The sequence below is a fragment of the Mesorhizobium sp. M0119 genome, from assembly GCF_040322615.1.
Lineage (GTDB): Bacteria > Pseudomonadota > Alphaproteobacteria > Rhizobiales > Rhizobiaceae > Mesorhizobium.
This window is the reverse complement of the sequence record NZ_JAMYTU010000034.1, coordinates 25,696-52,518: the sequence shown is the minus strand read 5'-3', so window position 1 is coordinate 52,518 and position 26,823 is coordinate 25,696. Positions and strand designations below refer to the sequence as shown.

Below are 26,823 nucleotides of genomic sequence, written 5' to 3'. Positions count from 1 at the left end.
GGCGCTGATGCTGGATCGTGAGCGGGCCGGACGCGAGGCGAGCCCGTCGGCGGCGGTGATCGACAGCCAGTCTGTCAAGGCTCCGCAAGCTGGAATAAGGGGTTACGATGCCGGAAAGAAGATCGTCGGACGCAAGCGCCATATCGCAGTCGATACGGATGGGCGGCTGTTGATGGTCAACCTGACGCCGGCCGATATCTCCGACAGCGCCGGCGCTCAGGCGATCTTGGATGGTATCTGCCAGCGCTGGCCCTGGGTGAAGCATCTGTTCGCCGACGGCGCCTATGATCGGCTAAAGCTCATGGACAAGGCCGCCTATCTGGACTTCGTGGTTGAGATCATCCGTCGATCCGATGACCAGAAGGGCTTCGAAGTCTTGCCCCGACGCTGGGTCGTCGAGCGGACCTTCGGCTGGTTGACCCGATGGCGCCGCCTCGTGCGCGACAACGAGCAGCGCATCGACGTCTCTCACGCAATGATCCAATGATCCTCGTCGCAATGGGCGCAAACCTCATCCGCCGAACCGCTCATCCTTGAATTTCAAAACAGATGGGTGTTGGGGTCTCTTCCGAGCCGAGATGAAAGCGGCTGCTCCTGTCGAGATGTGAGAACGTGGTCGATGTTGAATCGCCACAAACATCAGGAAGGAGCAGCCATGAAGTATTGTGCCGGACTGGACGTGTCTTTGGAAGAGACTGCCATTTGTATTGTCGACGAGAGTGGTCGGATCGCGAAGGAGGCACGAGCATCGAGCGACCCGCAGGCGTTGATCGACGCACTGGGTGAAATCGGTCTGCCGCTTGGGCGGATCGGCCTGGAAGCGTGTTCGCTGACGGCGTGGCTTTGTCGGCCGGATTGAGAAACTGACCCCCCTATTGCCTCACCGAAGAATGTTACCGAGCGTGGTGGTGCCGACATGACCCGCGCGATTCATCCAATCGCCGTCGAGGATGATCCGCTCCGCCGTTCCACGCGCCATGCCTTCACAGCCAGTTGCACTGTCCTCAGGCTCTTCTTCGTGAAGCGCGACGGATCGGCACTCATGAGGCGCTGGAGCACCGTGACTGCCGAGAGTGTCGGCTCGGCCTCAAGCCATGTCCGAATCCGGGCCTCGTAAGGCTCCAGCATGCTCGGCCTGTTCGGGTAAGGTTTGATCCGCCGATACGGCCTTCGATGCGTGAGGCGTGTCTCCCCAGCCTGCCAGGCCATCCTCAGGCTCGCGGCGAAGCGCTTAAGATCGATGGCGACAGGTTACCTTACGACGATACGATCCGGAAAAAAGAACGGGAGCAGCTTGACCGCGACGACCCCAATCAGAGAGGACTCTTAGGGTAGCAAGTTTAGATGCTTAGAAGCAGGTATATCTCGCGTTAAACCGGGTCTGTCGCTGCCCTGCTAGTGAGCCGTGACCTCCACCAGGTAAGGTAGATCAGTAGCAGCCATAATAACGGCAGGAGAATCAGCATTGATGCGACTGCGGCGATCGTCGGGTCGAGCTCATTGCGCATGTTCTCCCACATTTTGAGAGGTAATGTCCGGACCGCATAGCCGCTAACTAATGATGTTATGACAACCTCGTCAAAGGAATGGAGGAAAGCGAACACAGCGCCTCCGAGGATGCCTGGCCGAATGAGCGGCAACGTTACCCGCATGAACGTTGCAAAGGGCGATGCCCGCATACTTTTAGCAGCATCTTCAAGCCGGCGGTCGAAGTTGGCCAGCGTCGCGGATACGATGACGACGACATAACCGATTGCGCCGATCGTATGTGCCAGTATGACGCCTAATCTGGTCCCTGTAAGTCCGAGGTTGACCAGCCCCGTATATGTCGCAACGCCGACAACGATAACTGGTATCGTGATTGGCATCAGAAGCAGAAGATTAAGCACGATACGTGGTCGCGCAGACATCCGACTCAGACCATAGGCTGCGAGGGTCCCAAAGATTGTAGCGATGGTGCCGACCACAAGTCCAATCTCCACACTAGTCCACGCAGCGGACGCCCATGATTGATCCGTAAAGAAATTCCGATACCAACGGAGCGAAAGAGCCGAGGGCGGAAATGTCAGGAAGCTTTCGGCGCTGAATGACACTGTCACCACCAATATTTCGGGAAAAAGTAAGTAAAATAGAACAAGGACGAGGAACACGTAGCCGGCTCGTCTGGACCACGTCCCGTCCCCCCCAGAGCGGTATAGTTGAGCAGACCAGCGCCTAGCGCGAAAGGGGGCCAAGCGCTCACCCAGGAACTGCTTTAGCCGGCCAAGGACTGGTAGCCGGCCTAACCAGAGCTTCCGCCGCGAGGATGATGCCGAGGTTGGTTTTCCCGACAAATCCAGACCCATCATCAGAAGAATGGCCGTGGCGATCGCCAGGATGATGAAAGCTGAGGTAGCGATACGGGCTAGATTGAATGAAGTCTGGACTTGGGCGGCAATGAAGGTCGACAGCATTGCATCGCGTAGTCCCCCAAGAGCCGCCGGAGTAATGTAGAAGCCAAGGCAAATGACGAACACTAAGAGGGAGCCACTGCGAAGGCCAGGCAAGCTTAGAGGCAGAAAGACACGCCAAAACGCAGCGAAAGGGCGTGCACCAAGACTGCGCGCCGCAGTCACAAGAGATTTGTCGATGCCCACCATAACGCTAATCAGCGGCAGGATCATCATAGGAAGCATGATGTGCACCATGCCAATGTAGACGGCGAAGCGGTTATAGATCAGTGGAAGAGGGCTCGAAATAAGTGAAAGATCCATCAGCAGGTTGTTGATGAGGCCCCGATCGCCTAGGATAACCACCCAGGCGTAGGTCCGCGCAAGTCCGCTCGTCAGATAAGGTATGACGACCAGTACAATAAGCACGACACGCCATCGCTTTGAAGCGTTAGCAATCAGATAGGCTGTCGGATAACCTATGACAACACACGCGGCTGTCGCCACGGCACTGATTTCAATAGTCTGTAGAAGTACACGTATGTTCGCAGGCTGGCTGAAAAACGCCGTGTAGTTCGAAAGAGTGAATTCTGGTGCGTTGAGGCTTGTGAAAAATAGCAGCACGATCGGTATGCCGAAGACGGTGAGAAGGAGGGCAATACTTGGAATGGCCAGCAGGATGTGCATCCGGCCTAGCTTATAGAGCATCTGGCTTATCCTTTTCAGATCAAGCAGAGACAAAACGTACGTCAGACCGCAGCCAGTCTAGGCGGACCCCTTCACCAGAACGGAAAATTTGTTTTTCTGTGTTTACATGTTCTCGCGTAATGAGAGCGGTTTGGCCGACGCGTACTTGATATTTACGGAGCGGGCCGCAATAGGTCATGTCTTCGATGAATCCTTTGGCCGTGGCATAACGATCGGTGTCTTCCAGGTATGGCGCAGCTAAGGCATTCACCCTGATGCGTTCTGGCCGGAGCATGGCCACGGCGCCGGGCAGTGCAGAACCAGCACCGACTTCAAAGTCTGCATTTTCTAGAATGTTCGCTTCGCCTAGAAAATTCGCCACGAAGCGGCTTCTAGGCTTATCGTAAAGAGCTTCCGGTGTTCCCATTTGTTCGATTTGGCCTGCACGCATGATAACGATTCGATCCGACAAAGTCAGAGCTTCCTCCTGGTCGTGAGTGACGCAAATCGTGGTTTTGCCGAATTCTCGATGCAGGTTTTTTAGCTCAACCTGCATTTGCTCTCTGAGGTTGCGATCGAGTGCGCCCAGCGGTTCATCAAGCAGGAGAAACGGCGGATCGGCGACCAGCGCCCGGGCGAGGGCAACGCGTTGCTGTTGACCGCCACTCAGTTGTGAGGGTAGCCGGTCCCCCAAGTCGCCCAAGTGAACCCGCTCGAGCATACGTTTCACGCGGGCCGCTTTTTCTGACGACTTTATCCCGCGCATCTCTAGCGGAAATTCGAGGTTCCGACGAACTGTCAGATGTGGAAAAAGGGCGTAGCTTTGGAATACGATCCCTTGGTCCCGCCGATATGAGGGGACTGACCCGATCGACTTCCCGGAGATGAAGATCTCTCCTGTAGTCGGAGCCGCGAATCCAGCCAGGAGCATAAGCGCCGTCGTTTTGCCCGATCCGCTTGGTCCAAGGATAGTCAGGAATTCTCCTGCGCTAACCGCCAATGATAGGTCTTTCACTGCAACGAACTGCCCGTACACCTTAGTTACATTTCGAAACTCAATCTGAACGGGCGTTTGAACGCTGTTGTACGCTTCGCCTCCGTGGGCACCACTGGTTACAAGTGGCGGAAGGCTGCGAAAAGCCATCACTGATATGCTCCAATCATATAGGTTAGAATAGCTGACCGGTGGTCGCGTACATCCAGCCCGTTGTGGGAACGGTACGCGATCCACCATAGCATGGTCGACACGCAACCGCATCGATCCTATGTGAAGGTTTGGCTTCTACAGCAGAATCCATTCGTTCCAGCGCTGAACAAGGCGTTCCGTATTCGACAGGCCGTCTGAACCGACCTCGCCATACCATTTCATGTTGATTGTGATGCTGTTCTTCAGATTATCTGGATGGCTTGCGAGTTTACGTCCCATTTCATCAGGAAGCGCTTTGAACGCGTTTACGTTAGTCGGGCCATACGGCATAAGCCGCGCCCAGACCGCCTGCCTGTCCGCACGACTTACGAACTCGATGAACTTTTGCGCATTTCCCACATTTGGCGAACCCTTGGGTATCACCCAGAAGTCCCACGTCAATTTCGACTGGTTCCGGTTGATCTCGAGAGGAGCACCCTGGTCAATCAATAGGGTTGCACGGCCGTCATAGGTATTCACCAAGTCCGCTGCCCCATCCCGCATGATCTGTTGGATCTCGGACCCGGTTCCCCACCACTTTCGGATATGAGGCTTGATTTTGTCCAGACTAGCGAAGACACGGTCAAGGTCCATAGGGTAGATCGCATCTGGCGGAACGCCATCTGCTAGCAAAGCCTCCTCCCATGGGCCTTCGGATCCATACTGTCCGGAGACGAGGGAGCGGACTCCAGGAAACTTGTTGGTATCCCAGAACTCGGCCCAGTTTGTGGGTCGCGGCTTGCCGGCCGGGAATGTTTTCGTGTTGTAAGTCATGACATAAGCATAGATAGCAGTTCCGACACCAAACGGCTCCTTTGCAAAACTAGCAATTCCGTTGAGATCGTCCTTCTTGTAAATGGAATAATCTATATCCTGCAAATATCCTTTTGACGCAGCTGCATAAGCTTCACCTTGTGTAAGTCCGCCAACATCGACAGATACACTATTATTTTTGACCATAAGCTCTATTTGGGCCAGCGCGATCTGATCAGTGACCGGTGTCACTTTAACGCCGGTTTCGTGCTCGAACGGTTTGACGTAAGCTTTGATTACCGCTTCTCCCGCAGCACCGCCATAGACCAAGACGCGCAGTTCGCCAGGTGACTGCGCACGAGCAGGGCCGGAAATAGACGGAAGCGCCACGGCAGCGGCTACGGACGAGCTGACCTTGATGAAGTCTCTACGGTTTATGGATATACCCATTTTTTATCTCCCTTTTCCCCTGCATTGACGATTTTGTGCCAATCTCAAGTTCTATGATACCAAGCCCTGGCGGGTGATTCGCTCCAATTGCATCTTCCTCCCGCAGGAAATCTTCGTTGTTCGGGCCACGACGCATAAATGCGTCCGAAAAGAGGCCCCCGAACGGTGCTACTCGTCGACTTGAAGTGACGTCTTCATTGCGGGTAGCGGCGAGAAAGGCCCGCTCGCCGCCCCTTTCGCAACCGTTTCGACACCTTGGGGGCGCGACGCTCGAGGCCGTCGGCGCCGTCCTGCGTCATCGCTCACTCGATATGACAGCGCATTACGCGAAGGTCGACGTGACAATGCTTGAGACGATCGCCCAGCCCTGGCCGGGAGGGGCGTGATGCTGAGTGAGGATCTGGATCGGCACATCAGCCTTCATCACGCCCTCGGGTTCAAGTTCCGCACCCAGTCGCTGCTCCTCGCAACTTTGTGGCCTACGCAGAGGCCCGCGGCGATCAGGTCGTCAGTGCGGACCGGGTCCTAGCCTGGGCGGTCGAAGCCCCGTCGCATGAACAGTGGCGCAACCGTCTTCTCAAAGCGCGGCGCTTTGCGATCGCGATGCATGCGGAGGACAGCCGACACGAGATTCCCGCCGCCGACGCGCTCGGGCGCGGCCTGTTCACTCGCAGGAGCCCTTACATCTACAGCGAGGAAGATATCCGTTGCTCGATGGCGGCAGCGACGTCGCTGGCGTCGGCCGGGACGATCCGGCCCGTCACCTTCGCCACCTTGTTCGGCCTGCTCGCCGCGACCTGCATGCGGATATCTGAAGCCTTCGCGTTGCGCCTGTCCGACATCATTGATGATGGCCTGGTCATTGAGGAGACCAAGGTCAAGAAGAGCCGGCTGCTCCCGCTCCACCCGTCAACCCGGCGTGCGCGGGACGCCTATCTGGAGGTCCGACTGCGCGCGGTCACCGAGAGCGCCGCCTTGCTGGTCGGCAACACCGGCGAGGCGGTGGCCTATCCCACGGTCATCGCCGTCTTCCTGCGGTTGATCCGTTCCATCGGGCTTCGCGGATCGTCAGACCGCGGCGGGCCCAGGATCCATGACCTGCGCCATACCTTTGCCGTCCGCTCCCACTGTCCTCGCAGCGCCGCCGCGGTATCGCGCCACATCGTCGGCCTGAGCACCTATCTCGGCCACGCCCACGTCATGGACACTTACTGGTATCTCCAAGCAAGCCCGGCGCTGATGACCCACATCGCCGACGCCGGCGAAGCGCTGCAGCGCGCCGGGCAAGCCGATGCAGAACGGCTTCTGCGAGAGCTTCAACGGCCGGATGCGCGACGAACTCTTGAACGAAACCTTGTTCTTCGGCCTCGACCATGCCCGGACGACGATCGCCGAATGGGCGGACGACTACAACCGATCGCGCCCACATTCGGCGCTCGGCTACATCACGCCCGCGGCTTATTCCGCCAATCTCACCGCAAGGCGATCAGCTGCACAACCCCGACCAGCTCCGCCGATCGCCCGTTGCTCACCCGCGCCATACGGCGTACAACCCGCCGAGGCTCTAATTGCCGCTGGATGAAAATTCGGTGGCAGGTCACATCGCCGAAACCCTCGAGGCGATCCTCAATGGGCATCCGCAAGGCCGCATTGAAGACCTCATGCCCTGGCGCTTCCGTAAGACGTCAAGCCCCGGCATATAGGGGAGCGCGAAAGCGCTTACGCACGATCAGCCCGCGCTGGGCAGGAGGGGATCGGGTGAGCGCTTACGGTCCTCCGCGAGCCGTAAATCTTCCCGGCCTAATTCGCGGACGAAAGCAGGGATTACCAACGGGAAGGCGTGCCAGCCTCTTCGCCCGGACGGTTGTCCGGCGGCTCTGCGACTCGTGGAAGTCGGAAACCTCCAATCGACTTTTAAGCTGCCGGCTTTTGTCGCAAAACGCCCCCAGACTCTGGGGCGTTGAGTCTATTGGTGGCTACGAAAAGACTAATCTTTGACCAAAAGCTTCCGAGGAACGTTTGACAAACACTCGTTCCCCTCCGGCGTAATGAGGACGGTTTCCGTGATTTCAAATCCCCAATCATCATACCAGAAGCCCGTCATGAAGTGTAAGGTCATCCCAGACTCGAGCACTGTCCTGTCTCCCTGCCGAAGGCTCATTGTGTGCTCGCCCCAATCTGGGGGATACGATAGTCCAACGGAATAACCCGCTCGGGTCATCTTTTCCAGCTTATACTTCTCAAGGACCTTGAAGAAGGCGGCTCCCCATTCTTCGCAGGTTGCGCCCGGCCTTGCGACTGCAAGGCCAACTTCCATACCTTCAAGGGTGGCTTTCTCAGCGTCGCGGAATTTCTGCGGTACTTTGCCCAGGATGAATGTTCGAGATGTCGGGACGTGATACCGTTTATGGACACCGGCGATCTCAAAATAAGTCGCCTCGTTGTTCTTCAATGGTGTATCGTCCCATGTGAGATGGCAGGCCGACGTTTCTTCTCCAGACGGCACCATGGGCTGTGCGGAAGGATAGTCGCCTCCATACTCCGGGGTTCCACGAAGGGCCGCATCGTATATTTCCGCAACGAGATCGCACTTGCGCATGCCGACCTCCATTTTTTGCCAGATGCGTTCGTGCATTAGGGTGACGATTTCTCCGGCCCTCCGCATGTATTCTAGTTCCTGCGGGCTTTTGACTGCTTTCAGCCAGTTCACGAGTACCGTAGCGTCAGCGAATTTGACGTTAGGCAGTCCTGCCGAGAGGACTTCGGCTGCCAGGGCTGTAAAATAGTAATTGTCCTTCTCGATCCCAATGACGCCTTTGTCGAGCTTTCGGCTGGCAAGCAGCTTGCAAAGGTCCTCCATCGGATGAAACAGCGGCGTCTGAACGTACTTGTCAGAGTAGCTGAAGACGTTCTCTTCGGAGAAATAGACCGTGCGCTTTGCCCCGCTTTCATCCGAACAGCGAACCCAGGCCAGAGGTTCGCCATCTGGCGGCACTATGATTGCTTGGTGGTTATAGAACGACCAACCGTCGTGCCCGGTTAGCCATGCCATATTGGCTGGTTCGGTAATGATTAGAGTGTCAATTCCCCGCCTCTGCATTTCAGCCCGAGTTTTTTGGAGTCGCGTTCCGTACTCCTCCAAACTGAAATTCAATTTCTTTGTTATCATGGATATGGCTCCTCTACTGGCCTTTGATGGGGCTCGCCGTAAGCACTTGTTGCGCGTAAGCGGCACTGGGTTGACGGCGGGCAAAGGCCCTTGTGTCAAAGCTTGAAACGCAACCGGGACAGCCTCTGGGCATGGCCCCCAACTACTCCTGTCTTTGCCGCGAAACCCGGCAGTCGCTGGTGTTTATGCGGCGAGCGTATTTTCTACCAGTTTGATCCAGTATGATGTGCCAAACTGGATCGCCTCGTCGCTAAAGTCGTAAGTGGCATGATGTAATCCGGCGCTATCGCCGTTTCCGCACCAGACGAAGGCACCTGGTCGCGCTCTCGCCATGAAGGAGAAATCTTCGCCACCAAGCATCGGCGGCGTCTCGATCACATTGGCTTCGCCCGCTACGTCCGTGGCAGCCTTTATTGCAAACTCGGTCTGCACATCTTGGTTGAAAACGACTGCGTCGGCGGCTTGGATGTCCAAATCGATTTTGGCATCTGTGACCCGGGAGACGCCCTCCGCCACCTCTCGAATTCGCTTTATAACAAACTCCCGGACCTCGGGCGTTAGCGTGCGTATTGAGCCATGCATTTCTGCGGTCTGAGCGATAACCCTATGGGTGCTGCCCGCCTGGAACTCGTTGAACGAGATCGCGGCCGAATCGAAAGGGTTGATATTCTGCGCCAAGATCTGTTGCAGAGCTAGTATGAGCTGCGCGCCGACAAGGATCGAGTCAATGCATTGATGTGGCAGTCCAGGATGACCACCGCGTCCCTCAATCCTGACATCGATTGTATCCGTGGCCGCCATCACGGGGCCTCGACGGATTCCGAACGCCCCGACCGGCAAGCCGGGAAGTGTATGCATGCCATAAACCTGATCAATTTCGAAACGGTCCATCAAGCCGTCTTCCAGCATCGCGGCCGCGCCGGCGCCGATCTCTTCAGCAGGCTGAAAAATCAGGACAGCATTGCCGGCGAAATTCCGCGTTTCGGCGAGATAGCGCGCCGCAGCAAGCAGCATTGCGGTGTGGCCGTCGTGACCGCATGCATGCATGAGGCCTTCGTGTTTCGACGAATAGGGACGGCCGGTCATCTCTTCGATTGGCAACGCGTCCATATCGGCCCGCAAGCCTACAGTTCTAGATTTGCCGTTGCCGGGCCTTCCCGTGATCACACCTACAACCCCGGTCTTGCCGACGCCCGACACTACTTGGTCACACCCGAATTCGCGCAGGCGCTCGACAACAAAGGTTGAAGTGCGATGAACATCAAACCCCAACTCAGGATGCGCGTGAAGGTCCCGGCGCCAAGCGATGACTTCAGGAAGGATGTCGGCGACACGATTTACGATAGGCATTGCATGTCCTCAGCTAAGGGTTGCAAGATGTTAGGGCTCATACTCGATCATGATTTGCCGGTAGATTTCTACGGCTTTCACCGTCTGCTCGATATCGACGAACTCATTGCTGGTGTGTGCCTGGTCGACGCTTCCCGGACCGATAACGACACACGGGATCCCAGCCAGCGAAAGCTGACTGGCATCAGTGCCCCACGGGGCTCCGATGTATTTTCCCGTCCCTGCCACGTTGGCGCAGGCCCGCGAGGCCACTTCAGCGATCTTCGTTCCTTCAGCGCTATTTGGTGCCGGGTCTTCCCAGGCAGGCAGCAATGAGCAGACCCTGATCTGATCCTCCCCGCTTCGGAAGGTATTCACAATGTCCTCGACCTCCTGAATCGCCTGTTGAGGCGAGTCACCGGGCTTGAGGCGGCGATCAATCCAAATTCGACATACGGGCGGTACCGTCGTCAGTTCGATACCACCCTCAATGAGACTGACGGTGATAGCCGGAGGCCCGACCAGCGGGTCGTCCTGTTTTGCAAGGACTGCGTTCAGTTTGTCGATCGCCAAGACGATCTTGGCCATACCCGTGATTGCGTTTACGCCAAGGTAGGGCTTTGACGTGTGCGCCGGAACGCCCTGCACCTCGAGCTGCCATCGGACGGATCCCTTGTGCGCAACAACCAACTCGAGATCAGTTGGCTCTCCAACCACCGCAGCGTCATATGTTACGCCCGATTGTGCGATGGCTCGAGCACCGATCTTCCTAAACTCCTCGTCAATACTGGCTACTACTACGATCGTAGTTGCAGGTTGGCTATCACCCAGGGTTGATAAGGCGGTCAGCATCGCAGCCAGCGAAGCTTTATCATCGCAGCTGCCGCGACCATGAACACGACCTGAGTGTTCCTCGCCGGAAAACGGATCAGTCTCCCATTTGTCGATCGGGACTGTGTCCATATGGGCTACAAAGAGTACGCGTTTGTCGGGATCTCGCCCAGTCCTCCAGGTAACGAAGTTTGCACGGCCATCTGCGACTTCTTGGAACTCATAGGGGAGGCCCTTCTCCTTGCAGTACTGCTCAAGGAACAGCGCGACACCTTGTTCTCCACTTCCAGTTGCCGCGAGGGACGGGTTGATACTTTCGATCTTGATCAGATCCTGGAGCATTTTGACCAGCGGAGCACGAATAGAAGACATGAAATGATGATACCTTTTTAGTTTGGCCGCCGCTTTGCGGATGTGGACAGCCAATTCTTGGCCAAGTCGATGACTTGGTCGACTTCATGGGCGGTATTATAGAGATGCAGCGAGAACCGGAGCATGCCCCTTCGGGCTGAAACGGTGACGCGGTTGCTTGTCAGATGTTCCTGCAGCGAGGAAAGATCGGTGTCCGCTGGGGAAGCGCCATTCAGCGAAGCAGCATCGCCAATCGCCACAATGCTTCCGGTGTGGCTGCCGGGAGCACCGCCTGCGACTGAGAACCCCAATTCGAGGAGTCCGGACGCCAGTCGCTTAGCCAGGGACACGACGGTTTCCTCAATCGCCGTAGTTCCGATTTCCAACAGTTGGCCCAGCGATGCATATGCAGCGATCATCCCGGGAAAGTTGTAGTGCCCGACATCAAACCGCGGGGCGCCCGCGCGGAGCCTGAACGTATCTTGGATGGGAGCAGACTCGGGGGCGTTGCCGAGATCCACGCTAAATCGGCCGACGTACGCGGGACTGAGACGATTGGCCCATTCACGACGGCAATATAGGAATCCCGAACCGTAAAGGCCCATTAAACCCTTAACCGTCGACACAGCCAAGCCGTCGACTCCGAGCTTGCGGACATCGGTACGGAGAATGCCGACAGACTGTGTGCCATCGGCGAGGAGAAACGCCCCAAACCGATTGCACGCCTCAGAAATCGGGACCAAGTCGGTCCGAAAACCCGGCACCATTGTCACCGTAGCAACGGCAACCACGCGCGTGCGCCTATCCATTGCCTTAATAACCGCATCGGGAAGCAGTGCGCCGTTGATTGGCTCAACGACCCTGATTTCGATGTCGTGATGCTCCTTCACCTGAAGCCAGGGGAGGATATTATTTGCATGCTCGAGTTTGGGGCAGAGCACGAGATTATCCCCGGGCCTCCAATCGATGGCATTGGCAATAATATTGATACCTTCCGATGCATTCTTGGTGATCGCGATCTCATCTGCATCGGCCGCAACGAATTGAGCAAAACGGGCCCGCGTATGCTCAACATGTTGCAGTAGCGGCAGCTCGTCGTTCCTGCCTTGCAGCCGGTTTTCCAAATGCGGCGCTATCGAACCCCACGTGGTCCTAGAGATAAGCCCCTGATTTGCGACATCCATATAGATGGAGTTTTGCGTCGCAGGGAACTCGTGCTGAAGGATCTCTGGTGCTAACAGCGGTTCAGGGCGGGCAGTTTGGTGCACGGGCAGGATCCAGATCTGTCGTTTCATCTCTCGGGTCGCTGACTTGCGTCCCAGGATGGGCTCACTTTAAGCGCCCGCCTTTGCCGGTTTGCAGCTTTCACGTGGGTCGAAGCGCAGTTTTTCTGCGCAGAGATGTCCGAAATAGGAAAATGGAGCCACATCGAAAAAAGTGACCTTTAGCGAATGTCCTCCCAGGCAATCAGGTGGACCCATTGATAGCCATGCAGCTCTTTGTACAGACCTTCGACTCTTGCCCAGGTTCAAGCTACTTTATCTGAGCATTGACTGCGTCGCGGCCTCTATGGATTCTTCCGATGGGAGGAAGGTCGAGGGTTGATGGCGTCCCGCTCACGCGGCGCGCTGGATACATGCGAAAACCAGGCGGAAAACGCTGGTTTCCTGCACATACGCGGCATTCTTCGCTGAATGCGCCTTTATTGCCATAGTATCGTCAGGCAGCATCGCGCTAGCGGGCCGCTTGGCCAATCTCGGGCACTTAACAATCAGCAGGGGATGAGTAAATGAAGGTTTCGGGCATGGACACCGCCGTTGTCCAGAAAGATCTTGCCTTTCCGGTGGCCGAGTACGAGCGCCGCTTCAAGGCAGTGCGGCATGGGATTGCAGAAAGGGGGCTGGACCTGCTGGTTATCAGCATTCCCGAGAATATGTGTTACGTCAGCGGCTACAATACCAACGGCTACCAGGCTGCTCAGTACCTGCTGATTCCGAGTGATGGTGATCCAATCCATATTACCCGCGCCATTGAGGAAGTGAATGTGCGGGTTTCGGCGTGGTTTGAACGCAGCACCAGCTATATGGATCACGAGTCGCCCGTTGAACTTTTGGCCCAGACGATCCAAGATATGGGGTACGCAAACGCAGCAATCGGCTTTGAAAAAACGGCTTGGTTTTTTACGATCGCGAATTACGAGCGTCTGAAAGAGCTCCTCCCGAATGCGAAGTTTCAAGATGGCTCCATGATTGTCGACCCAATCCGGGCAATCAAATCGGAATATGAGCTCGATTACATCCGTCAAGCTGCGAGGATCGCGGATGCCGGCATGGAAGCTGGCATCAATCAGGTACGGGCGGGCGCCAACGAAAACGAGATCGCCGCTGAGATTCAGCGTGTTGTGACTCTTATGGGAAGCGAATACCCGGGTGCGCCGATATTCGTGACTTCTGGCGTTCGCACGAGTCATGCCCACGCCACGTGGTCCGGAAGGACGGTTCTAGAGGGCGACCCCGTTCTTCTGGAGATTTCTGGCAACGTCCGGCGCTACAGCGCAGCGCTCATGCGAACGTCCGTTGCCAAGCCGGCGAGCCGTGAGCTGGAGAAAATGGAGGATGTCTCCCGTCGGGCTCTCGAAAATATGCTTGAAGCCATCCGCCCGGATCGTCCGCTAGGAGAGGTCTGGAGCGTTTGGTCAAAGACCGTGGCGGACGGCGGTTTTGAGGGACGTTTCAAGAGGACCGGCTACTCGATCGGGGTCAACTACCCGCCAGATTGGGGCGAAGGACATATTTTGTCCTTTAAGCGCGGAGAAACGCGGGTCCTCCGTCCGAATATGACGTTCCATATTCCTTCGATCGTAAAAGTCTTTGGCACTGCGGACGTGGGGACCAGCGAGACAATCCGAATTACCGAGACCGGCTGCGAGATTCTGACGAACATGAAGCGCCAGCTTTACGTTCGATAGGTGATTGTTACGGGCACTTATGAAAAGGGCAGCTCGGGCTGCCCCTTTCTGGTTCGCGGTCGTTAAGCCCAGAAATTTAAGACGAGTACCATTATGCAACCCAATCAAGGGGATAGGGCCGGCGAAAATCGAACGATTTCGGCGATCTGGCCTGCTACCGCCGCTTCGTCGACGAGATCGTCAGCCGGGTGAACGCCCGCAATTCCAAGCGCATCGACATCGAGCGCGCCGAGCTCCAGGAACTGCCCGTCCTGCGCACATCCGACTACGAGGAGGTCACCGTGCGCGTCACCTCATCGGGCGGCTTCACGCTGCGCAAGGTGTTCTACACCGTGCCCTCGCGCCTGATCGGCCACCGGCTCAGGGTGCGCCTTTTCTACAATCGGCTGGACATTTCATCGGCGGCACCCTTCCCGTGACGCTGCCGCGCGGACGTGCCTCTCCATCGGGCAAACACGACCAGGTCGTCAATTACCGGCATGTGATCCATTCGATGCGTCGCAAACCGATGGCGCTGTTGAACATGGTCTATCGCGACCAGCTCTTTCCGCGCGAGGCGTATCGGCACACCTTCGACATGTTCATGGAGCGGTTGCCGGAGCGGCAGGCCTGCCGCATCATGGTGGATCTTCTCGCCATGGCTCACGAGCGCGCCTGCGAGAGCGAACTGGCCGACCTACTGGAGCCGCGCTGCAGGCGCGCCGATTGCCCGACACGGCCGCCTTGCGGGAACGCTTCGCCCCCGATCCCTCCCGGCTGCCGAATGTGGTCGTGCGCCTTGCGCCGCTCAATGCCTATGAAGCCCTGCTCGGCGCCAGCCTGACGGGAGACGCGGCAGACCAACACCACTGTCGATACCGCCAAGCTCAGCCTGCTCCTCAACGAACTGCGCTTGCCGGCCATCAAGCTCATGGGGCCGCAATTCGCCGAACAGGCTGACAAGGAAGGCTGGCCCGCTGCCCGCTTTCTGGCCGCGCTCACCGAGCCTGAATTGGCCGAACGCGACCGCCGCCGCATCGAACGCCACCTCGCCGAGGCCCGCCTCCTGCCGGGCAAGACCCTCGACACCTTCGCGTTAGAGGCCGTGCCGATGATCTCCAAGGCCGAGGTGATGGCGATGACCGCCGGCGACAGCTGGCTGGAGAAGGGGGCGAACCTGCTTCTGTTCGGCCCGCCCGGCGACCCCCTGCCAACGATTGCTCGCGGATCCGCGGACGCCGCAACCGGTTCGCGCCGCACTCGCGCAAACATATGCGCGGCTGGACCCTGTCCGGTTGCTGAGCGAAATGCGGATGGCGCATCAGCGCCTCGTCGACATCGCTGACAGGTCCGGCACGCCATCGGTTGTGGCGGTCGATCCGTCTCTCGACCGGTTCCTGTCGGGCCTACGGACGGCTTGGAAGGAGGTGAAATTCGTCCAAGCGCGCAAGCCAAGCCGAAGCAAAAACGGGGCCGTCGGCGACCGGATCCCTTCGCCCTCGTCACCAAAGAACTACAAGCGTGGTTTGACGAAGAGCCGTGGCCGACGAGCCGCGAATTGCTGGAGCGTCTGCAGGTGGAGCGTCCGGGGCAATATCCCGATCAGTTGCTGCGCACGTTACAGCGCCGCTTGAAGATCTGGCGGAAGGAAAAGGCGCACGCAAGGGTGTTCGGCGCGATGCAGTTCGAGCCGGCAATCGAGCCGATGACGAATTGATCCGGATCCCAGTCGTGGGGAACATTATGATGAGGCAACGGATTCTGTCGGTCGGGAGCATTCCACGGTGAGGCAATACGGCTTCTCATCAGAATTGTCGCGCCACATGATCAACGCCGGCGCCGTTCCGCGTCTCTCCGCCTGCCACCCTGCTCATTCAATCTGACTCTTCCTCATGTTCCATTTGTCACATTGCGCCACAGCGAGGAGTTGCCGCCACCACTTGGCTGTTCCCTTGAAGGGACTCAATCAGTTGTGTCCACTAGCAGGACCCTGCTACGTATCGACCTCGATGCCGGGAGTCGCTTCGGCGAGGCTTTTTGCCATGGTGTCCTGCACCGCGCCAATGCTGTCGCGAACGATTGACAGACCACGGCGCAGGTCAGCCTCGGCAATGGTGAGAGCAACGAGGAACCTCAGCACTTCATTGTGGCCGCCACAAGTCTCAATCAGCAAGCCGCGGCGAAGAGCTTCCCGTGAGATTTGGACCGGTAATGAGTGGTGCTTTTGAAATACGAGTCCGTACATCAGTCCGCGGCCCCTTACAGTCAGCCCAAGGCTGGGGAAATCCTTTGCGATTGACTTGAGTTCCTCCGCCAGAATCGCGGACTTGCGAGCGATTTCGTCCTCAAATTTGGAGTCGGCCCAATAGGTCTCAAGAGCCGCGCGAGCAGTGACGAAAGCAAGGTTGTTGCCTCTGAACGTACCGCTGTGCGCGCTAGGCGACCAAACATCCAGTTCAGGCTTCAGAAGAACGAGGGACATCGGCGTTCCAATCGCCGACAAGGACTTTGACAGAGTAACGATGTCCGGCACGATCTCAGCCGCTTCAAAACTGAAAAACTTGCCTGTGCGACCGATACCAGCCTGAATGTCATCGAGGATCATCAAGATCCCGTGCCGTGCGGTCAGGTCACGCAGCCGCTGCAGCCATTGAAAACTAGCAGGATTGATGCCCCCTTCACCTTGGACTGCTTCCAGAATGACCGCGGCAGGTTTATCGAGGCCACTGCTAGGATCGTTGAGCAGCTTCTCAAAATAATCAATCGTGTCCAACGAAGGGCCGAGATACCCATCGTACGGCAAAGATGTCACATGAGCGAGCGGGAAGCCTGCAGCAGTTCTATACTTTTTGTTTCCGGTTGCCGCCAACGATCCAACGCTGACCCCATGAAACGAATTCGTAAACGAGACGATGTTTGACCTGCCGGTCATTAGGCGAGCGAGCTTCAGCGCAGCCTCGACCGCGTTCGCGCCTGTGGGACCAGTGAACTGCAATTTGTACGTCAGGCCACGTGACTTCAGAATGTACCGCTCAAAGGCCTCGATGAATGCCTTCTTGGCGCAGGTGGCAAGATCGAGTCCGTGCACGATTCCGTAGCGCTCAATATAATCGAGCAAGGGTTGCTTGAAGGCCGGGTTATTGTGTCCGTAATTGAGGGCGCCTGCGCCCGCGAAGAAGTCGAGATATTCACGACCGTCTGCATCTATCAGCGTGGTCCCAAGCCCGCGATCGAATAGGATCGGAAACGACCGGATGTAGCCACGCACCTCGGACTCCAGGCGCTCAAAAATCGCGATACTCGCATCGTTCGTAGCGGTGGATTTCTTGCTCATAGAGGCAAACTCCTTGTTCATAGGGGCGAGGTCTCGAATTGGCAACCTGCGGCCGTCTGAGGCCGGCTTGTAGTATGAGGGTTGGACCGATGAATGCCCGCTTCCTGAATGTAGCAGCGTCCGATGGACGGGTACCGAGTGGGTCACGAGTGCCACCCAAAACAAACGCGGATCATGATCTCCTAAAAATGCGCGTTCGTGAGTTAAAGATCTAAGATTTTCTGTAACAGTCTTGTTTCCGGGGCTCTGAAGATAATTCAAATTGCAGGGGCGGCGATTGCACGCTGATTGTGCTGAAGTCACCACGCTGTGACCGGGCGTCGTCGGTCGGGTTACCCGGCGCGAGAAGTCGAGGATGACGCCTTGGCCTAGGGCAATAAATGCGGCCAGCTTCCGATTGTCTTCCCCGTAGCCGTGCCCCGCCTGCGCTGGGCTCGTAGAAGTAAGCGGGATAGCCAAGGGCCTGCAGCTTTGCGGCCATCTTACGCGCGTGGTCCGGGTGGACGCGGTCGTCCCGCTTCGTGGTGGCGAGCAGGGCCGTTGATCTGCGGCGGCGTCCGAGCACAGGAAGTGTGCTCGCGGCCACCTGCTCCACAGTGACTGCTTGGTTGGCTACGTCTTCAGCCTCGCGGCCGCGCCGGAGGAGAGATCGGGACCGCGGCGAGGCCTTCACCCCAAATGCTGCGCCGTGGGCGATGTTAGCCCGTCCTATTCATGACGTATCTGGGTTTCGTCTGCCGCTGAGCGGCGGACAAGTAGCGGCTCTGCGTCTTTTTCAACGCGGCTATGTCTGGACTTGTGCACGCGTTGGAGGGTGGAGTCGAACGGTTCTGTCGCGAATCTAATTTTTGGCGCCGAGAGAGCAGTATGCAGCGCGCTGATCATGACGATACCCAATATGTCGAGCTCTGCACAGCACCGTACTTGGCGCCGTAATTCCGCGTGGCGGCGGGCCGACGGCTAAGCAGCGGTGTCGTGGAAGCGTCAAGCCACCAGATTTGGCAGTTCCTTAAAACGTCAACAGACTATCTTACCAGTCCTATTAGCGACCAATGGGGTACAAAATCTTCAGCCACGCGACGCTATGCGAAGCTGAGATTCGTGCGCTCCGGCGGTTCGCTGACCGCCAGAGCGATCCCAGAGCCAAACTCGCGTTGCTCCAAGCATGTGTCGAGTCTCGCAACCGCAATAGCAACAAGGCAACCAAATACTAGGAGCTGCTGATGACAACTCAGATAGGGTCGGGCCCCGCGGAAAGTGCAATAGTGCCTGCAATCAGCGAGGCGGATGCACGCATTGAGCGCCGATGTCAATGACCGTGGAATCCGGACCCCGCATTTTCGCGTAAAAGGTATCTGCATGGAAGGTTTTTTGTGCGATGGAAGCGACTGTGCCTCGGGTCGGATGGCCATCCGGCCCGAGGCATGGCGAAGTCGCCCGTTACCCCCCCGGTTACAACCGTGGATGAGCTTGGGATCTTCGCCAACGTCACGCACGACAGAATAGTCGCTTGGCTCCAATCGTACGCACAAGGCAGGTTACCGTGAACAAGACCATCTGTGGAATAGATATTTCGAAGGACTGGCTCGACGCCCATGTCGTGCCGAGCGGAGCGGCGGGCCGCTTCGGCAATGACGCGGCAGGCATAGCCGAGCTTGCCGCCTTCTGCCGGTCTCACGGCGTCGAGCTCGTGGTCATAGAGGCGTGGCGGCTATGAGCGTCTTGCCTCCCTACTTCTGTGGGAGATGGATCAGCCCTGCGGCATCGTCAACGCGCGCAGCGTGTGCCGCTTCGCCGAGGCGATGGGCTTCCTGGAGAAGACCGACAGGATCGACGCCGCCGTCATCGCTCGCTATGGCGAGGTCAAGCGGCTGCCGCCGAGCGCGGCCCAGCAGCGGCTCAACGCGACGGTCGCCCGGCTTTGCCAGGTGACGGACGATCTCACCGTCCAGAAGCAGCGCAAGAGTGCCACCACCGATGCCGAAACCATTGCCAGCCTCGATGAGGCCATTGCCGTGCTCAAGCGCCAGGGCCGCCGGCTCGAGGGCGAGATCGCCTCGCTGATCGACGACGATCCCCTGTGGGCATGCCTCGATCAGGCCTTCCGCTCGCCCAAGGGCGTGGCCTCCCGCACCGTGGCGCGGCTGATGGCCGAACTGCCTGAGATCGGCCTGCTCTCCAACAAGGCCGTCGCCAAGCTGGCCTGGCGCCGATCGCCAACGACAGCGGCAAGCGCAGTGGCCGAAGGCCGGTGCGGGGCGGACTGCAGGACCGCGCTCCATCCTCTTCCCCATTGCCCGTATCGTTGCCCGCTACGATCCTCACCTCGGCGCCTTCCACCAACGGTTGCAGGCCGCCGGAAAGGAAAAGATGGTGATCCGCATCGCACTCGCCAGAAAGCTGCTCGTCATTCTCAATGCAAAAGCACGCGATGCGCGCAAAGAGTTCGCTAATGCGCGCGATTGGCAAGCGCAGGATAAAACGATGCATGCAAGACTGAAGCGTACCGCCAGCGGAGAGGCAGGCGAGGGCGGGCGCTCGGGCGCCAGCCTCTATCAGGAGATCACCGATCGCATCGTTGCCGAACTGGAGCGCGGCACCGTGCCATGGGTCAAGCCGTGGGGCAGGGCAAAGGCAGGCCTTGGCCTGCCGAGGAATGCGTCCACGGGGCGCCAGCCACCGCTCCTGCAGCAAAAGAACAGCAGCTGTCGCAGCATAGCTGAACAAGGCGTCTTGTCGGCGTCAGAGCTCCGTGCTTGCCTTACGCAGGCGCATAGCACTGACATGACGTCCGGGAGACTGATGCCCCCATCAACAATACCCAACAGCCATCCTGATCCGAAGCGCATCTAAGCACGTCCATTTCAGGCGTTAGTCGAGGCCGCATTGACCAGGGGTACCTTCTTGGTCCGCTGGAGGAGGGCGGCCGCCCGTCGACAACGGCTTCTTCAAGTGTCGCCCGTGCAGGGACGACCGTAAAAAAGGGCGCACGAGGCGCCCTTCATTTCCGATCGGCTATCAGCAGCCGCCTCCACCTTTCGTTGTTAGAAGCGGTAGGTGACACCTGCGCCTATCAACCAGGGATCGAGCTCCGCCTTTCCCGTCAGCTTCGCGCCGTCGACCGTGACGTCGAAGTCTGGCTTGAGGAAAAGCTTCTTCACGTCGAAGTTGACGCCCCAGTGCTGATCCACCATGTAGTCGAATCCGACCTGCAGCGCGGTGCCGAACGTATTCTTAACCTTGAGAGCATCGGCACTGCCGGCACCCTGGTTATAGAAGATCGTGTAGTTCACGCCGGCACCGACATAGGGCTTGAACGCGCCGAAATTGGTAAAATGATACTGCAATGTGATCGTAGGCGGCAGCAGCCATACCTTGCCGATATTGCCCAGCCCGCCGATCGTACCTTGGCCCCCGATGTTTGCATAGGTGGTGCCGAGTATGAGCTCGGCGGCGATGTTGTCCGTGAAGAAATAGGAGATATCGAGTTCCGGCGTCACGGTGTTCGAATACGAAAGATCGGAGCCGGGCACTGCATTGACGTAGCCCGAATCCTCAGTGACGACCCCCAACGCACGCAGGCGGATCTGCCAAGGGCTTGGCGCTTCCGTGACCGAGGCTCCCGCCTGCGGGACGCTCGCCGCTTGCGCAAGGTCCGCCGCGACGGCCTGCTGTCCCATCACAATGAGGACAACGGCCGCTGTTACTCCCCGCGCCGCGCGCATTTGGTTTCTCGCCATGATATTCTCTCCTTGCTGTTTAGAAATGATGCACTACGAAAAAGTCTTGCTCGAATTGCGTGAGATTGGCGGAGCGCTCAGCGCAGTTTGCGTGGGACCGCGCACACATTATTCGCGCCGTGCTCGCAATCATTGACCTGTACTCATTGATTGAAACGTTGCTCTTTGTCTGGGTCCCGCCCACCTATCGAACGCCATCAGCTTGCCAGCCGATCGCACTGCGGAGGAAATTGGTGCCCAAGGCAATGAATGCGGCCCGCTCCCGATTGTTCTTGCCGTAGCCGTGCCCGCCCGCGCCGGGCTCATAGAAGTAGGCCGGATAGCCAAGAGCCTGCAGCTTTGCGGCCATCTTACGCGCGTGGCCCGGGTGGACGCGGTCGTCCCGCTTCGTGGTGGCGAGCAGGATCGGCGGATAGGGCTGTCCCGGCGTTGCGGCGTGATAGGCGGAGATTTCCTTTAGGAAAATCCATTCCTCCGGCTTGTCGGGATCGCCATATTCGTCAATCCAGCTCGCGCCCGCCAAAAGCTTGGTGTAGCGGCGCATGTCGACAAGCGGCATTTTGCAGAACAGCGCGCCGAAACGCTCAGGATAGCGGGTAAGCATGTTGGCGATCAGAAGGCCGCCATTTGAGCCGCCCTCGGCGGCAATCCGCCTCGGCAGCGTAATGCCCCTTCGCACGAGGTCGGCGGCAACGGCGGCGAAATCGTCATGGGCGAGACGCTTGCCCTCCCTGCGCCCGGCCTCGTGCCAACGGGTGCCGAACTCTCCGCCGCCCCGGATGTTCGCCACCACGCACGTGCCGCCGCGTTCGAGCCACAGCTTGCCGAGCGAGGAGTTGTAGTGGGGCAGGAGCGATATGCCGTACCCGCCGTAGGCGGTGAGGTGAACCGGGGCATCCCCGTTCCCGTTCGCCGGACCGACCTGCGTGTAGGGGATCATCTCCCCACCGGTCGAGACTGCTTCGTGGCGCGTGACCACCAGCCCGGATGCGTCGAAATTCTCCGGCTTGCGCTTCAGGATTACTGGAGCGCCGAGAGGCGCCGCGGCATTGAGGTCTAATAGGAGAAGCTTCCGCGGCTTGATCGGGTCCTGAGCCGAAACGAGGACCTCTCCGTTGGTCTCGTGATGTTCCGCATCGAGCGACCGAAGGTGAACAGTCCCTTCGGCGGGCACGGTGTCCAGCACTCGGCGTGTCCATTCCTGGCGGTCGGGGGTGAACATGTCGAAACGCGGAACGAGGTAGACGAGGTAGGAGATAATGAGCTTCCCGTTATTCCAGAAGAATGACTGCAGGGAGCGCCTGTCGCCTGGTTCAAAGAGGGTGGCAAAACTGCGCTCGCCGGCGATGAAGGAGGAAAGCGAGATACCGATCAGCGCGTCCGCGGCATGGGTCGTCCCTCCCACTGTCCACGGCTTGCCCGGCTTTACCGCCAGCCAGTCGCCGAAGCCGCTCCACGAGGCGTCCTGAGGAAGGTCGATCCGCATCTTCGGCCCGCTCCTGTCGCCGATTCGGCCGATCTTCTCAAAGAAGGTCGCCTGCTCGATGAACCAAAGGCGCTCGCTCTCGGCGGTGCGGTCCAGATGGCAGGACACGCCGAGGGATTCGGGACCGGTCTCGAAGATTACCGGCGCGTTGAGCGGATCCGCGCCACGTTTCCACAGCCGCACGGTGCGCGCGTAGCCGCAACGGGTGGCCATGCCATCACCAAGCGCACTGGAAAGCAGAAGCGTGTCAGGATCGAGCCAATTTACCCCGCCCTTGGTCTCCGCGAGGTTGAAACCGTCGGCGACGAAGCTAAGAGACTCCAGATCGAATTCGCGATGCACGACCGCCTCGCTGCCGCCGCGCGAGAGGCGTACAACGGCTCTTTCCCGTCTCTCTGGCTCGATCGAAGCGCCCCCCCAGACCCAGTCCTCTCCGTCGCTAGCGGCGAGGGCGTCCACATCGAGCAGGAGCTCCCACTGGGGATCCGCCTTCATGTAGGCGGCAAGGGTGGTTCGGCGCCACAGTCCGCGCGGATTTCCGGCATCTTGCCAGAAATTGTAGAGGTACGGGCCGCGGCGGGTGATCAAGGGAATCTTGTCAGGACGGTCGAAGATCGCTGTCAGGGTGTCACGGTCGCGATCGAACTGCGTTACACCGAAGTGCCCCAGGGTTCTGGCCGACTGGCCGGCGGCCCAGTCAAGTGCCCGTTCGCCTTCTACATCTTCGAGCCAAAGATAGGGATCATCGTCGGGAGCATTCAGCGTTGGGCGGAAATCGAATGCGGTCATGTCCGGATAACCCGAAGAGTGATGTCGCCTGGAAAACAGGCGCAAAGTCTTCCGTCGGCCCGGGAAAGCTCAGTTTTCGCGGCTGCGACCGCATGTTCGGCGCGCATGATCATGGGATGATTTCTCCTGTGTCCGTGCCGCAGCGCGTTTTGCGGACTGCGTTGCAGGTGTCGTGCCAAATGAGAAAATCATTTCAGAACAATGCGATCACCCTGATGGCGCTGTGTCTCATGTCCGACATCGTCGAAGATCCGACAACGAATGCAGCCGTGACCGCCTGATAGAACCTCCTGTGCGAGCTCGGTGGGCACTGCGGAATAAGCAGTGAAGCTCCCGCGAAACTGGCCGAGCTTCGGATGGACATCGGCGACGGGGCGCTCGACGACCACTACGTCGCCGGTGTCGGGCGCGGCACGCCTGAGGACTCCGCGGCGGCGATCATCGAATAACTGCGTTTACGACGGCTCCATCCTGGCCCACCGGTGGGCGCGCAAAAGACTGCTTTGCGGCCTTATCCCTCCGCCTAGATTGAGTCGCAGGGACCGAATGGCGCACGTGCTTTTGGATCGGCAGAGTGGTCATCCGCAATTGTCTTCCGGCTATCTTTACAGAGATTCGACAATCCAGTTGGTGAAGGTCCCCAGATCGCGCAATCATTGATGCGCTTACGTCTGGGCATGCGCCCATCCGCAACCATCTCATCAAGAGCATCGATCCGACACCAACATAGAGAATTGCTTCCCCATGAGAGAGGCGTCGCGACGGACATGAGTCTTCATGATCGCGGCCTCCGAGGATGTCGGGATCGAGCCACTGCAACGGCACGATAGGGCGAAGGACCTGGCAGCTCTTGCAACTGCCGACCTCGATGGGAGAAGGCACATCGGGATCTGTCCGGCAGAGACACCAGCTTCTGCACTGTCCGTTCATGAAGACTTCGTGCTGGTCTCATAAGAGAAGTATTCTGGTGCAGAAGGTGCCCGATTAGCTATTCGGAAAAAGGCGACATCGCCGGGCAAATTTGGCGCCGCCATGAGGCGTCCCCCTCAATGTCGGATTTCCGACAGGATCGCGAATCCGCCAACCCGTTGTTTAATAAAATTTTCCTTCTCTGGCACGGCTCATGCGCGGGATTCTGCGAACGCCATCAAAGATAGGTCGTCCATGATCATGCGCACCGAAAATGCCGTCGCCGCAGTGAAAACCGCGCTCTCGCCTGCCATCAAGCCGCCGAAAGGCCGGCGCGTCATGGTTGAGGCGGGCGATTACGCCGGCTTCAAACACCTTAATGGGCCTGGAAAGCGTCTCGCGTGACGACGTCGCGGTCATCGAGGCGGGCGGAAAGGATATACGTCGATGCCCCCAACCCACGTCGCCGGCATGACCCGTCGATTGTCACCGCGCTGGAATGCTCGGTCTACATTCGACAACCGAACGCGCTGGACAAATTCTCGCAAATCCGGTCGGGACCGGGGATCGAAAACGCCCGCGAGGGGGGCCCAATGGCTATGGCCGATATTCGCCGCTAACAAGCCGCCTAGTGGGAAGACTCTATAGGAGGAAGCAGTGGACTTATCTTGCGTTGGGATCGGTGCTGGCCCGTCCAATTTGAGCCTTGCGTGTCAGATACACGAGCAAGTTGGGAAAGGGGCGGTGTTCTTGGATCGGCAGGTCGACTTCCGCTGGCATCCAGGCATCGCATTCGATTCCTCGGAGCTCCAGGTCAGCCACTTCAAGGATCTGGTCACGCTGGTGAATCCGCGATCAGCCTACACTTTCGTAAACTTCCTGCACGAGAACGGGCGTCTGTATCACTTCCTGAACGCACAGTTCGAAGCCGTGCTCAGAGTGGAGTTCGAACAATACCTGAGCTGGGTCTTCCACAGGAACCCACTTGTGCGTGGCGGCGAGACGGTGCGCGAAATCCGCTTTGACGGCGAGTTTCGGGTGCGGACGGATAAGGCGGTTCTCGGCGCCAGAAACGTCGTGGTTGGCATTGGCAAGCAGGCGCAAATCCCGCCTCAGTTTCAGGGCTGGACTGGACGCAACCTGTTCCACTCATCTATTTTATTGCACATCCATCCTGAGGTGCGAAGAAAGCATGTCTGCGTGGTTGGCGGAGGCCAGTCGGGAGCCGAGGTGATGTTGCACCTTGTCGGCCTGCCGAAAGAACGGCGGCCTGCCTCGATCATTTGGGTCTCGCAGCGTGAGAACTACCTGCCTCTCGACGACAGCCCGTTCACAAACGAGTTGTTCATGCCCTGCTTTTCGGATCGTTTTGCGGCGATGAGCGAGTCGCAGCGTAAGCTGCTCCTGCGGCGTTTCGTGCTTGCCTCGGACGGCATTTCGGAAAGCACGTTGCGCGCGATCTATCAGGCGCTATACCGCCACGCATTTTTCGAGCTAAACCGATGCGACATCACACTGCGGCCAGGCTGCACCGTCTCGCACTGCATCAACGCCGGCGCGGGTCACAGGCTGACCCTGCAGCACGGCATGGACGAAGTCGAAGAAGTCACGGCTGACATCGTCATCCTGGCCACCGGCTACGAGAACGCGGTGCCAGACTTCTTGGAACCCATCGCACACCGGCTGGAGCAGATCGACAATGAATTAGCTATTCGCGAAGATTTTTCTGTGAGCTGGGACGGACCGCGTGACAGACGCATCTTCGTACAAAACGCGAGCCTCGGGCAGCGCGGCCTGGCCGATCCGAACCTAAGCCTGCTGGCCTGGCGCGCGCGCCGCATCCTCGATAGCCTTCTTGGGCGCGCGCCATGCGCGAACCCCGAGCATCCGGGCTTCATCAGCCATACCTCGATCGAGAGCTGGCCCGACCCCGCAGCCGAAGAAATGGGCAGCGGGATATGACTCGTAGACTTTTGATCATCGGCGGTGGCATCCTAGGAATGATGTCCGCCTTCGCTGCGGCGAAGGCCGGAGGTTTCTCTGAAATCATCGTGACCGAACAGGCCCTTGGACCAAGCGGCGCATCGCATTATTCTGGGGGCGTGCATTTCCCCTACAGTTGTCAAGACCGTACGAGGTCGCTCACTCGAAAGAGCGCCGTGGTCTTGGCGGCCATGGCTGGGTCGGCGGTCAGCGGATGGTGCCGGCCTTTAGCGATGCGTGTCGTGGCTGGACCGGGTGAAGCGATTGATCCGGCCCAGTTTACGGAACCCCTGGACCCGGCTGAGCCTGACATAAGCAGTCTCGCGCCGAGCTTCTGCGGACAATATCCGCCGGAGCGGAACGCACTTAGCATCGCCGTCCCACATGACGTGAGTCCGTCTCCGTGGACCCGCAACTTGACCAGCGCCCGACTGCCCTAATTGGGATGTC

17 protein-coding genes and 9 pseudogenes are annotated in these 26,823 nt (G+C 58.5%); 14 read left to right on the top strand and 12 right to left on the bottom strand.

The genetic code is table 11. The features are described from left to right. Positions 1–537 (top strand): annotated as a pseudogene (locus NKJ40_RS24645) (IS5 family transposase); the annotation flags it as partial. Positions 538–655: 118 nt separating this feature from the next. Further along, positions 656–844: pseudogene (locus NKJ40_RS24640) on the top strand (IS110 family transposase); the annotation flags it as partial. Positions 845–930: 86 nt separating this feature from the next. Here NKJ40_RS24640 and NKJ40_RS31965 read toward each other — a convergent pair. From NKJ40_RS31965 to NKJ40_RS24625, 4 genes are all read right to left on the bottom strand, one after another. Then, positions 931–1,128, bottom strand: coding sequence for a hypothetical protein (locus NKJ40_RS31965; protein WP_502903750.1), 198 nt, complete (start codon positions 1,126–1,128; stop codon positions 931–933). 242 nt (positions 1,129–1,370) lie between these two features. Next, positions 1,371–3,137 (bottom strand): ABC transporter permease subunit, encoded by a 1,767-nt coding sequence (locus NKJ40_RS24635; protein ID WP_352468302.1) that lies wholly within the window; start codon positions 3,135–3,137, stop codon positions 1,371–1,373. Between the two features lie 19 nt (positions 3,138–3,156). Continuing rightward, positions 3,157–4,260: an ABC transporter ATP-binding protein gene (locus NKJ40_RS24630; RefSeq protein WP_352468301.1), complete on the bottom strand. Its 1,104-nt coding sequence runs from the start codon at positions 4,258–4,260 to the stop codon at positions 3,157–3,159. A gap of 138 nt (positions 4,261–4,398) precedes the next feature. Then, on the bottom strand, positions 4,399–5,505 hold the full coding sequence (locus NKJ40_RS24625) for an ABC transporter substrate-binding protein (RefSeq protein ID WP_352468300.1): 1,107 nt from the start codon (positions 5,503–5,505) through the stop codon (positions 4,399–4,401). A gap of 603 nt (positions 5,506–6,108) precedes the next feature. Between NKJ40_RS24625 and NKJ40_RS24615 the strand changes: the two are divergent. Together NKJ40_RS24615 and NKJ40_RS24610 are read left to right on the top strand one after the other, a co-directional pair. Then, positions 6,109–6,672: pseudogene (locus NKJ40_RS24615) on the top strand (tyrosine-type recombinase/integrase); the annotation flags it as partial. 109 nt (positions 6,673–6,781) lie between these two features. Continuing rightward, positions 6,782–7,087: pseudogene (locus tag NKJ40_RS24610) on the top strand (integrase core domain-containing protein); the annotation flags it as partial. Positions 7,088–7,492: 405 nt separating this feature from the next. On the opposite strand, the gene NKJ40_RS24605 reads toward NKJ40_RS24610, so the two are convergent. The 4 genes from NKJ40_RS24605 to NKJ40_RS24590 all read right to left on the bottom strand — a co-directional run bounded on the left by NKJ40_RS24605 (position 7,493) and on the right by NKJ40_RS24590 (position 12,480). Further along, positions 7,493–8,674, bottom strand: a complete 1,182-nt coding sequence (locus NKJ40_RS24605) for a M24 family metallopeptidase (RefSeq protein ID WP_352468299.1) — start codon at positions 8,672–8,674, stop codon at positions 7,493–7,495. Between the two features lie 183 nt (positions 8,675–8,857). Further along, positions 8,858–10,024: an amidohydrolase gene (locus NKJ40_RS24600; RefSeq protein WP_352468298.1), complete on the bottom strand. Its 1,167-nt coding sequence runs from the start codon at positions 10,022–10,024 to the stop codon at positions 8,858–8,860. Between the two features lie 30 nt (positions 10,025–10,054). Continuing rightward, on the bottom strand, positions 10,055–11,260 hold the full coding sequence (locus tag NKJ40_RS24595) for a M20 family metallopeptidase (RefSeq protein WP_352468297.1): 1,206 nt from the start codon (positions 11,258–11,260) through the stop codon (positions 10,055–10,057). Beyond that, on the bottom strand, positions 11,224–12,480 hold the full coding sequence (locus NKJ40_RS24590; protein ID WP_352468296.1) for an aminotransferase class V-fold PLP-dependent enzyme: 1,257 nt from the start codon (positions 12,478–12,480) through the stop codon (positions 11,224–11,226). The genes NKJ40_RS24595 and NKJ40_RS24590 overlap by 37 nt, the downstream gene beginning before the upstream one ends. Before the next feature lie 494 nt (positions 12,481–12,974). On the opposite strand from NKJ40_RS24590, the gene NKJ40_RS24585 reads away from it, so the two are divergent. From NKJ40_RS24585 to NKJ40_RS24570, 4 genes and pseudogenes are all read left to right on the top strand, one after another. Then, positions 12,975–14,153: a M24 family metallopeptidase gene (locus NKJ40_RS24585; protein ID WP_352468295.1), complete on the top strand. Its 1,179-nt coding sequence runs from the start codon at positions 12,975–12,977 to the stop codon at positions 14,151–14,153. A gap of 122 nt (positions 14,154–14,275) precedes the next feature. After that, positions 14,276–14,990 (top strand): annotated as a pseudogene (locus NKJ40_RS24580) (IS21 family transposase); the annotation flags it as partial. Positions 14,991–15,024: 34 nt separating this feature from the next. Next, positions 15,025–15,333, top strand: a pseudogene (locus NKJ40_RS24575) (ATP-binding protein); the annotation flags it as partial. Positions 15,334–15,549: 216 nt separating this feature from the next. Further along, positions 15,550–15,849, top strand: coding sequence for a hypothetical protein (locus NKJ40_RS24570; RefSeq protein ID WP_352468294.1), 300 nt, complete (start codon positions 15,550–15,552; stop codon positions 15,847–15,849). A 276-nt stretch (positions 15,850–16,125) separates the two neighbouring features. Here NKJ40_RS24570 and ectB read toward each other — a convergent pair whose 3' ends face one another. Then, positions 16,126–17,466 carry a diaminobutyrate--2-oxoglutarate transaminase gene (gene ectB, locus NKJ40_RS24565; RefSeq protein ID WP_502903752.1) on the bottom strand — a complete coding sequence of 447 codons (1,341 nt, stop codon included), beginning with the start codon at positions 17,464–17,466 and terminating at the stop codon, positions 16,126–16,128. A gap of 366 nt (positions 17,467–17,832) precedes the next feature. Continuing rightward, positions 17,833–18,001: pseudogene (locus NKJ40_RS24560) on the bottom strand (prolyl oligopeptidase family serine peptidase); the annotation flags it as partial. Between the two features lie 1,008 nt (positions 18,002–19,009). Between NKJ40_RS24560 and NKJ40_RS24555 the strand changes: the two are divergent. Continuing rightward, positions 19,010–19,923: pseudogene (locus NKJ40_RS24555) on the top strand (IS110 family RNA-guided transposase); the annotation flags it as partial. A gap of 27 nt (positions 19,924–19,950) precedes the next feature. Then, a pseudogene (locus NKJ40_RS24550) lies at positions 19,951–20,142 on the top strand (ArdC-like ssDNA-binding domain-containing protein); the annotation flags it as partial. A gap of 368 nt (positions 20,143–20,510) precedes the next feature. Here the strand turns inward: NKJ40_RS24550 and NKJ40_RS24545 are convergent. Both NKJ40_RS24545 and NKJ40_RS24540 read right to left on the bottom strand, forming a co-directional pair. Next, on the bottom strand, positions 20,511–21,191 hold the full coding sequence (locus NKJ40_RS24545; protein WP_352468306.1) for an OmpW/AlkL family protein: 681 nt from the start codon (positions 21,189–21,191) through the stop codon (positions 20,511–20,513). A 199-nt stretch (positions 21,192–21,390) separates the two neighbouring features. After that, positions 21,391–23,481, bottom strand: coding sequence for a prolyl oligopeptidase family serine peptidase (locus NKJ40_RS24540; protein ID WP_352468293.1), 2,091 nt, complete (start codon positions 23,479–23,481; stop codon positions 21,391–21,393). Here NKJ40_RS24540 and NKJ40_RS24535 point away from each other — a divergent pair. The 4 genes from NKJ40_RS24535 (at position 23,472) to NKJ40_RS24520 (ending at position 26,813) form a co-directional block, all read left to right on the top strand. After that, complete coding sequence (locus NKJ40_RS24535) at positions 23,472–23,762, top strand: hypothetical protein (RefSeq protein WP_352468292.1); 291 nt, start codon at positions 23,472–23,474, stop codon at positions 23,760–23,762. The two genes, NKJ40_RS24540 and NKJ40_RS24535, sit on opposite strands and share 10 nt — an antisense overlap. Before the next feature lie 883 nt (positions 23,763–24,645). Further along, positions 24,646–24,795 carry an iron-sulfur cluster assembly accessory protein gene (locus tag NKJ40_RS24530; RefSeq protein WP_352468291.1) on the top strand — a complete coding sequence of 50 codons (150 nt, stop codon included), beginning with the start codon at positions 24,646–24,648 and terminating at the stop codon, positions 24,793–24,795. Positions 24,796–25,047: 252 nt separating this feature from the next. Then, complete coding sequence (locus NKJ40_RS24525) at positions 25,048–26,352, top strand: lysine N(6)-hydroxylase/L-ornithine N(5)-oxygenase family protein (RefSeq protein WP_352468290.1); 1,305 nt, start codon at positions 25,048–25,050, stop codon at positions 26,350–26,352. Then, on the top strand, positions 26,259–26,813 hold the full coding sequence (locus NKJ40_RS24520) for an FAD-dependent oxidoreductase (protein WP_352468289.1): 555 nt from the start codon (positions 26,259–26,261) through the stop codon (positions 26,811–26,813). The genes NKJ40_RS24525 and NKJ40_RS24520 overlap by 94 nt, the downstream gene beginning before the upstream one ends. Positions 26,814–26,823: the final 10 nt, after the last annotated feature.

Coding starts and splice junctions, on each gene's coding strand:
- NKJ40_RS24635 (WP_352468302.1), bottom strand. CDS start 3,137: ATGCTCTATAAGCTAGGCCGGATGCACATCCTGCTGGCCATTCCAAGT.
- NKJ40_RS24530 (WP_352468291.1), top strand. CDS start 24,646: ATGATCATGCGCACCGAAAATGCCGTCGCCGCAGTGAAAACCGCGCTC.
- NKJ40_RS24585 (WP_352468295.1), top strand. CDS start 12,975: ATGAAGGTTTCGGGCATGGACACCGCCGTTGTCCAGAAAGATCTTGCC.
- NKJ40_RS24625 (WP_352468300.1), bottom strand. CDS start 5,505: ATGGGTATATCCATAAACCGTAGAGACTTCATCAAGGTCAGCTCGTCC.
- NKJ40_RS24545 (WP_352468306.1), bottom strand. CDS start 21,191: ATGCGCGCGGCGCGGGGAGTAACAGCGGCCGTTGTCCTCATTGTGATG.
- NKJ40_RS31965 (WP_502903750.1), bottom strand. CDS start 1,128: ATGCTGGAGCCTTACGAGGCCCGGATTCGGACATGGCTTGAGGCCGAG.
- NKJ40_RS24520 (WP_352468289.1), top strand. CDS start 26,259: ATGCGCGAACCCCGAGCATCCGGGCTTCATCAGCCATACCTCGATCGA.
- NKJ40_RS24605 (WP_352468299.1), bottom strand. CDS start 8,674: ATGATAACAAAGAAATTGAATTTCAGTTTGGAGGAGTACGGAACGCGA.
- ectB (WP_502903752.1), bottom strand. CDS start 17,466: ATGAGCAAGAAATCCACCGCTACGAACGATGCGAGTATCGCGATTTTT.
- NKJ40_RS24630 (WP_352468301.1), bottom strand. CDS start 4,260: ATGGCTTTTCGCAGCCTTCCGCCACTTGTAACCAGTGGTGCCCACGGA.
- NKJ40_RS24540 (WP_352468293.1), bottom strand. CDS start 23,481: ATGACCGCATTCGATTTCCGCCCAACGCTGAATGCTCCCGACGATGAT.
- NKJ40_RS24600 (WP_352468298.1), bottom strand. CDS start 10,024: ATGCCTATCGTAAATCGTGTCGCCGACATCCTTCCTGAAGTCATCGCT.
- NKJ40_RS24535 (WP_352468292.1), top strand. CDS start 23,472: ATGCGGTCATGTCCGGATAACCCGAAGAGTGATGTCGCCTGGAAAACA.
- NKJ40_RS24590 (WP_352468296.1), bottom strand. CDS start 12,480: ATGAAACGACAGATCTGGATCCTGCCCGTGCACCAAACTGCCCGCCCT.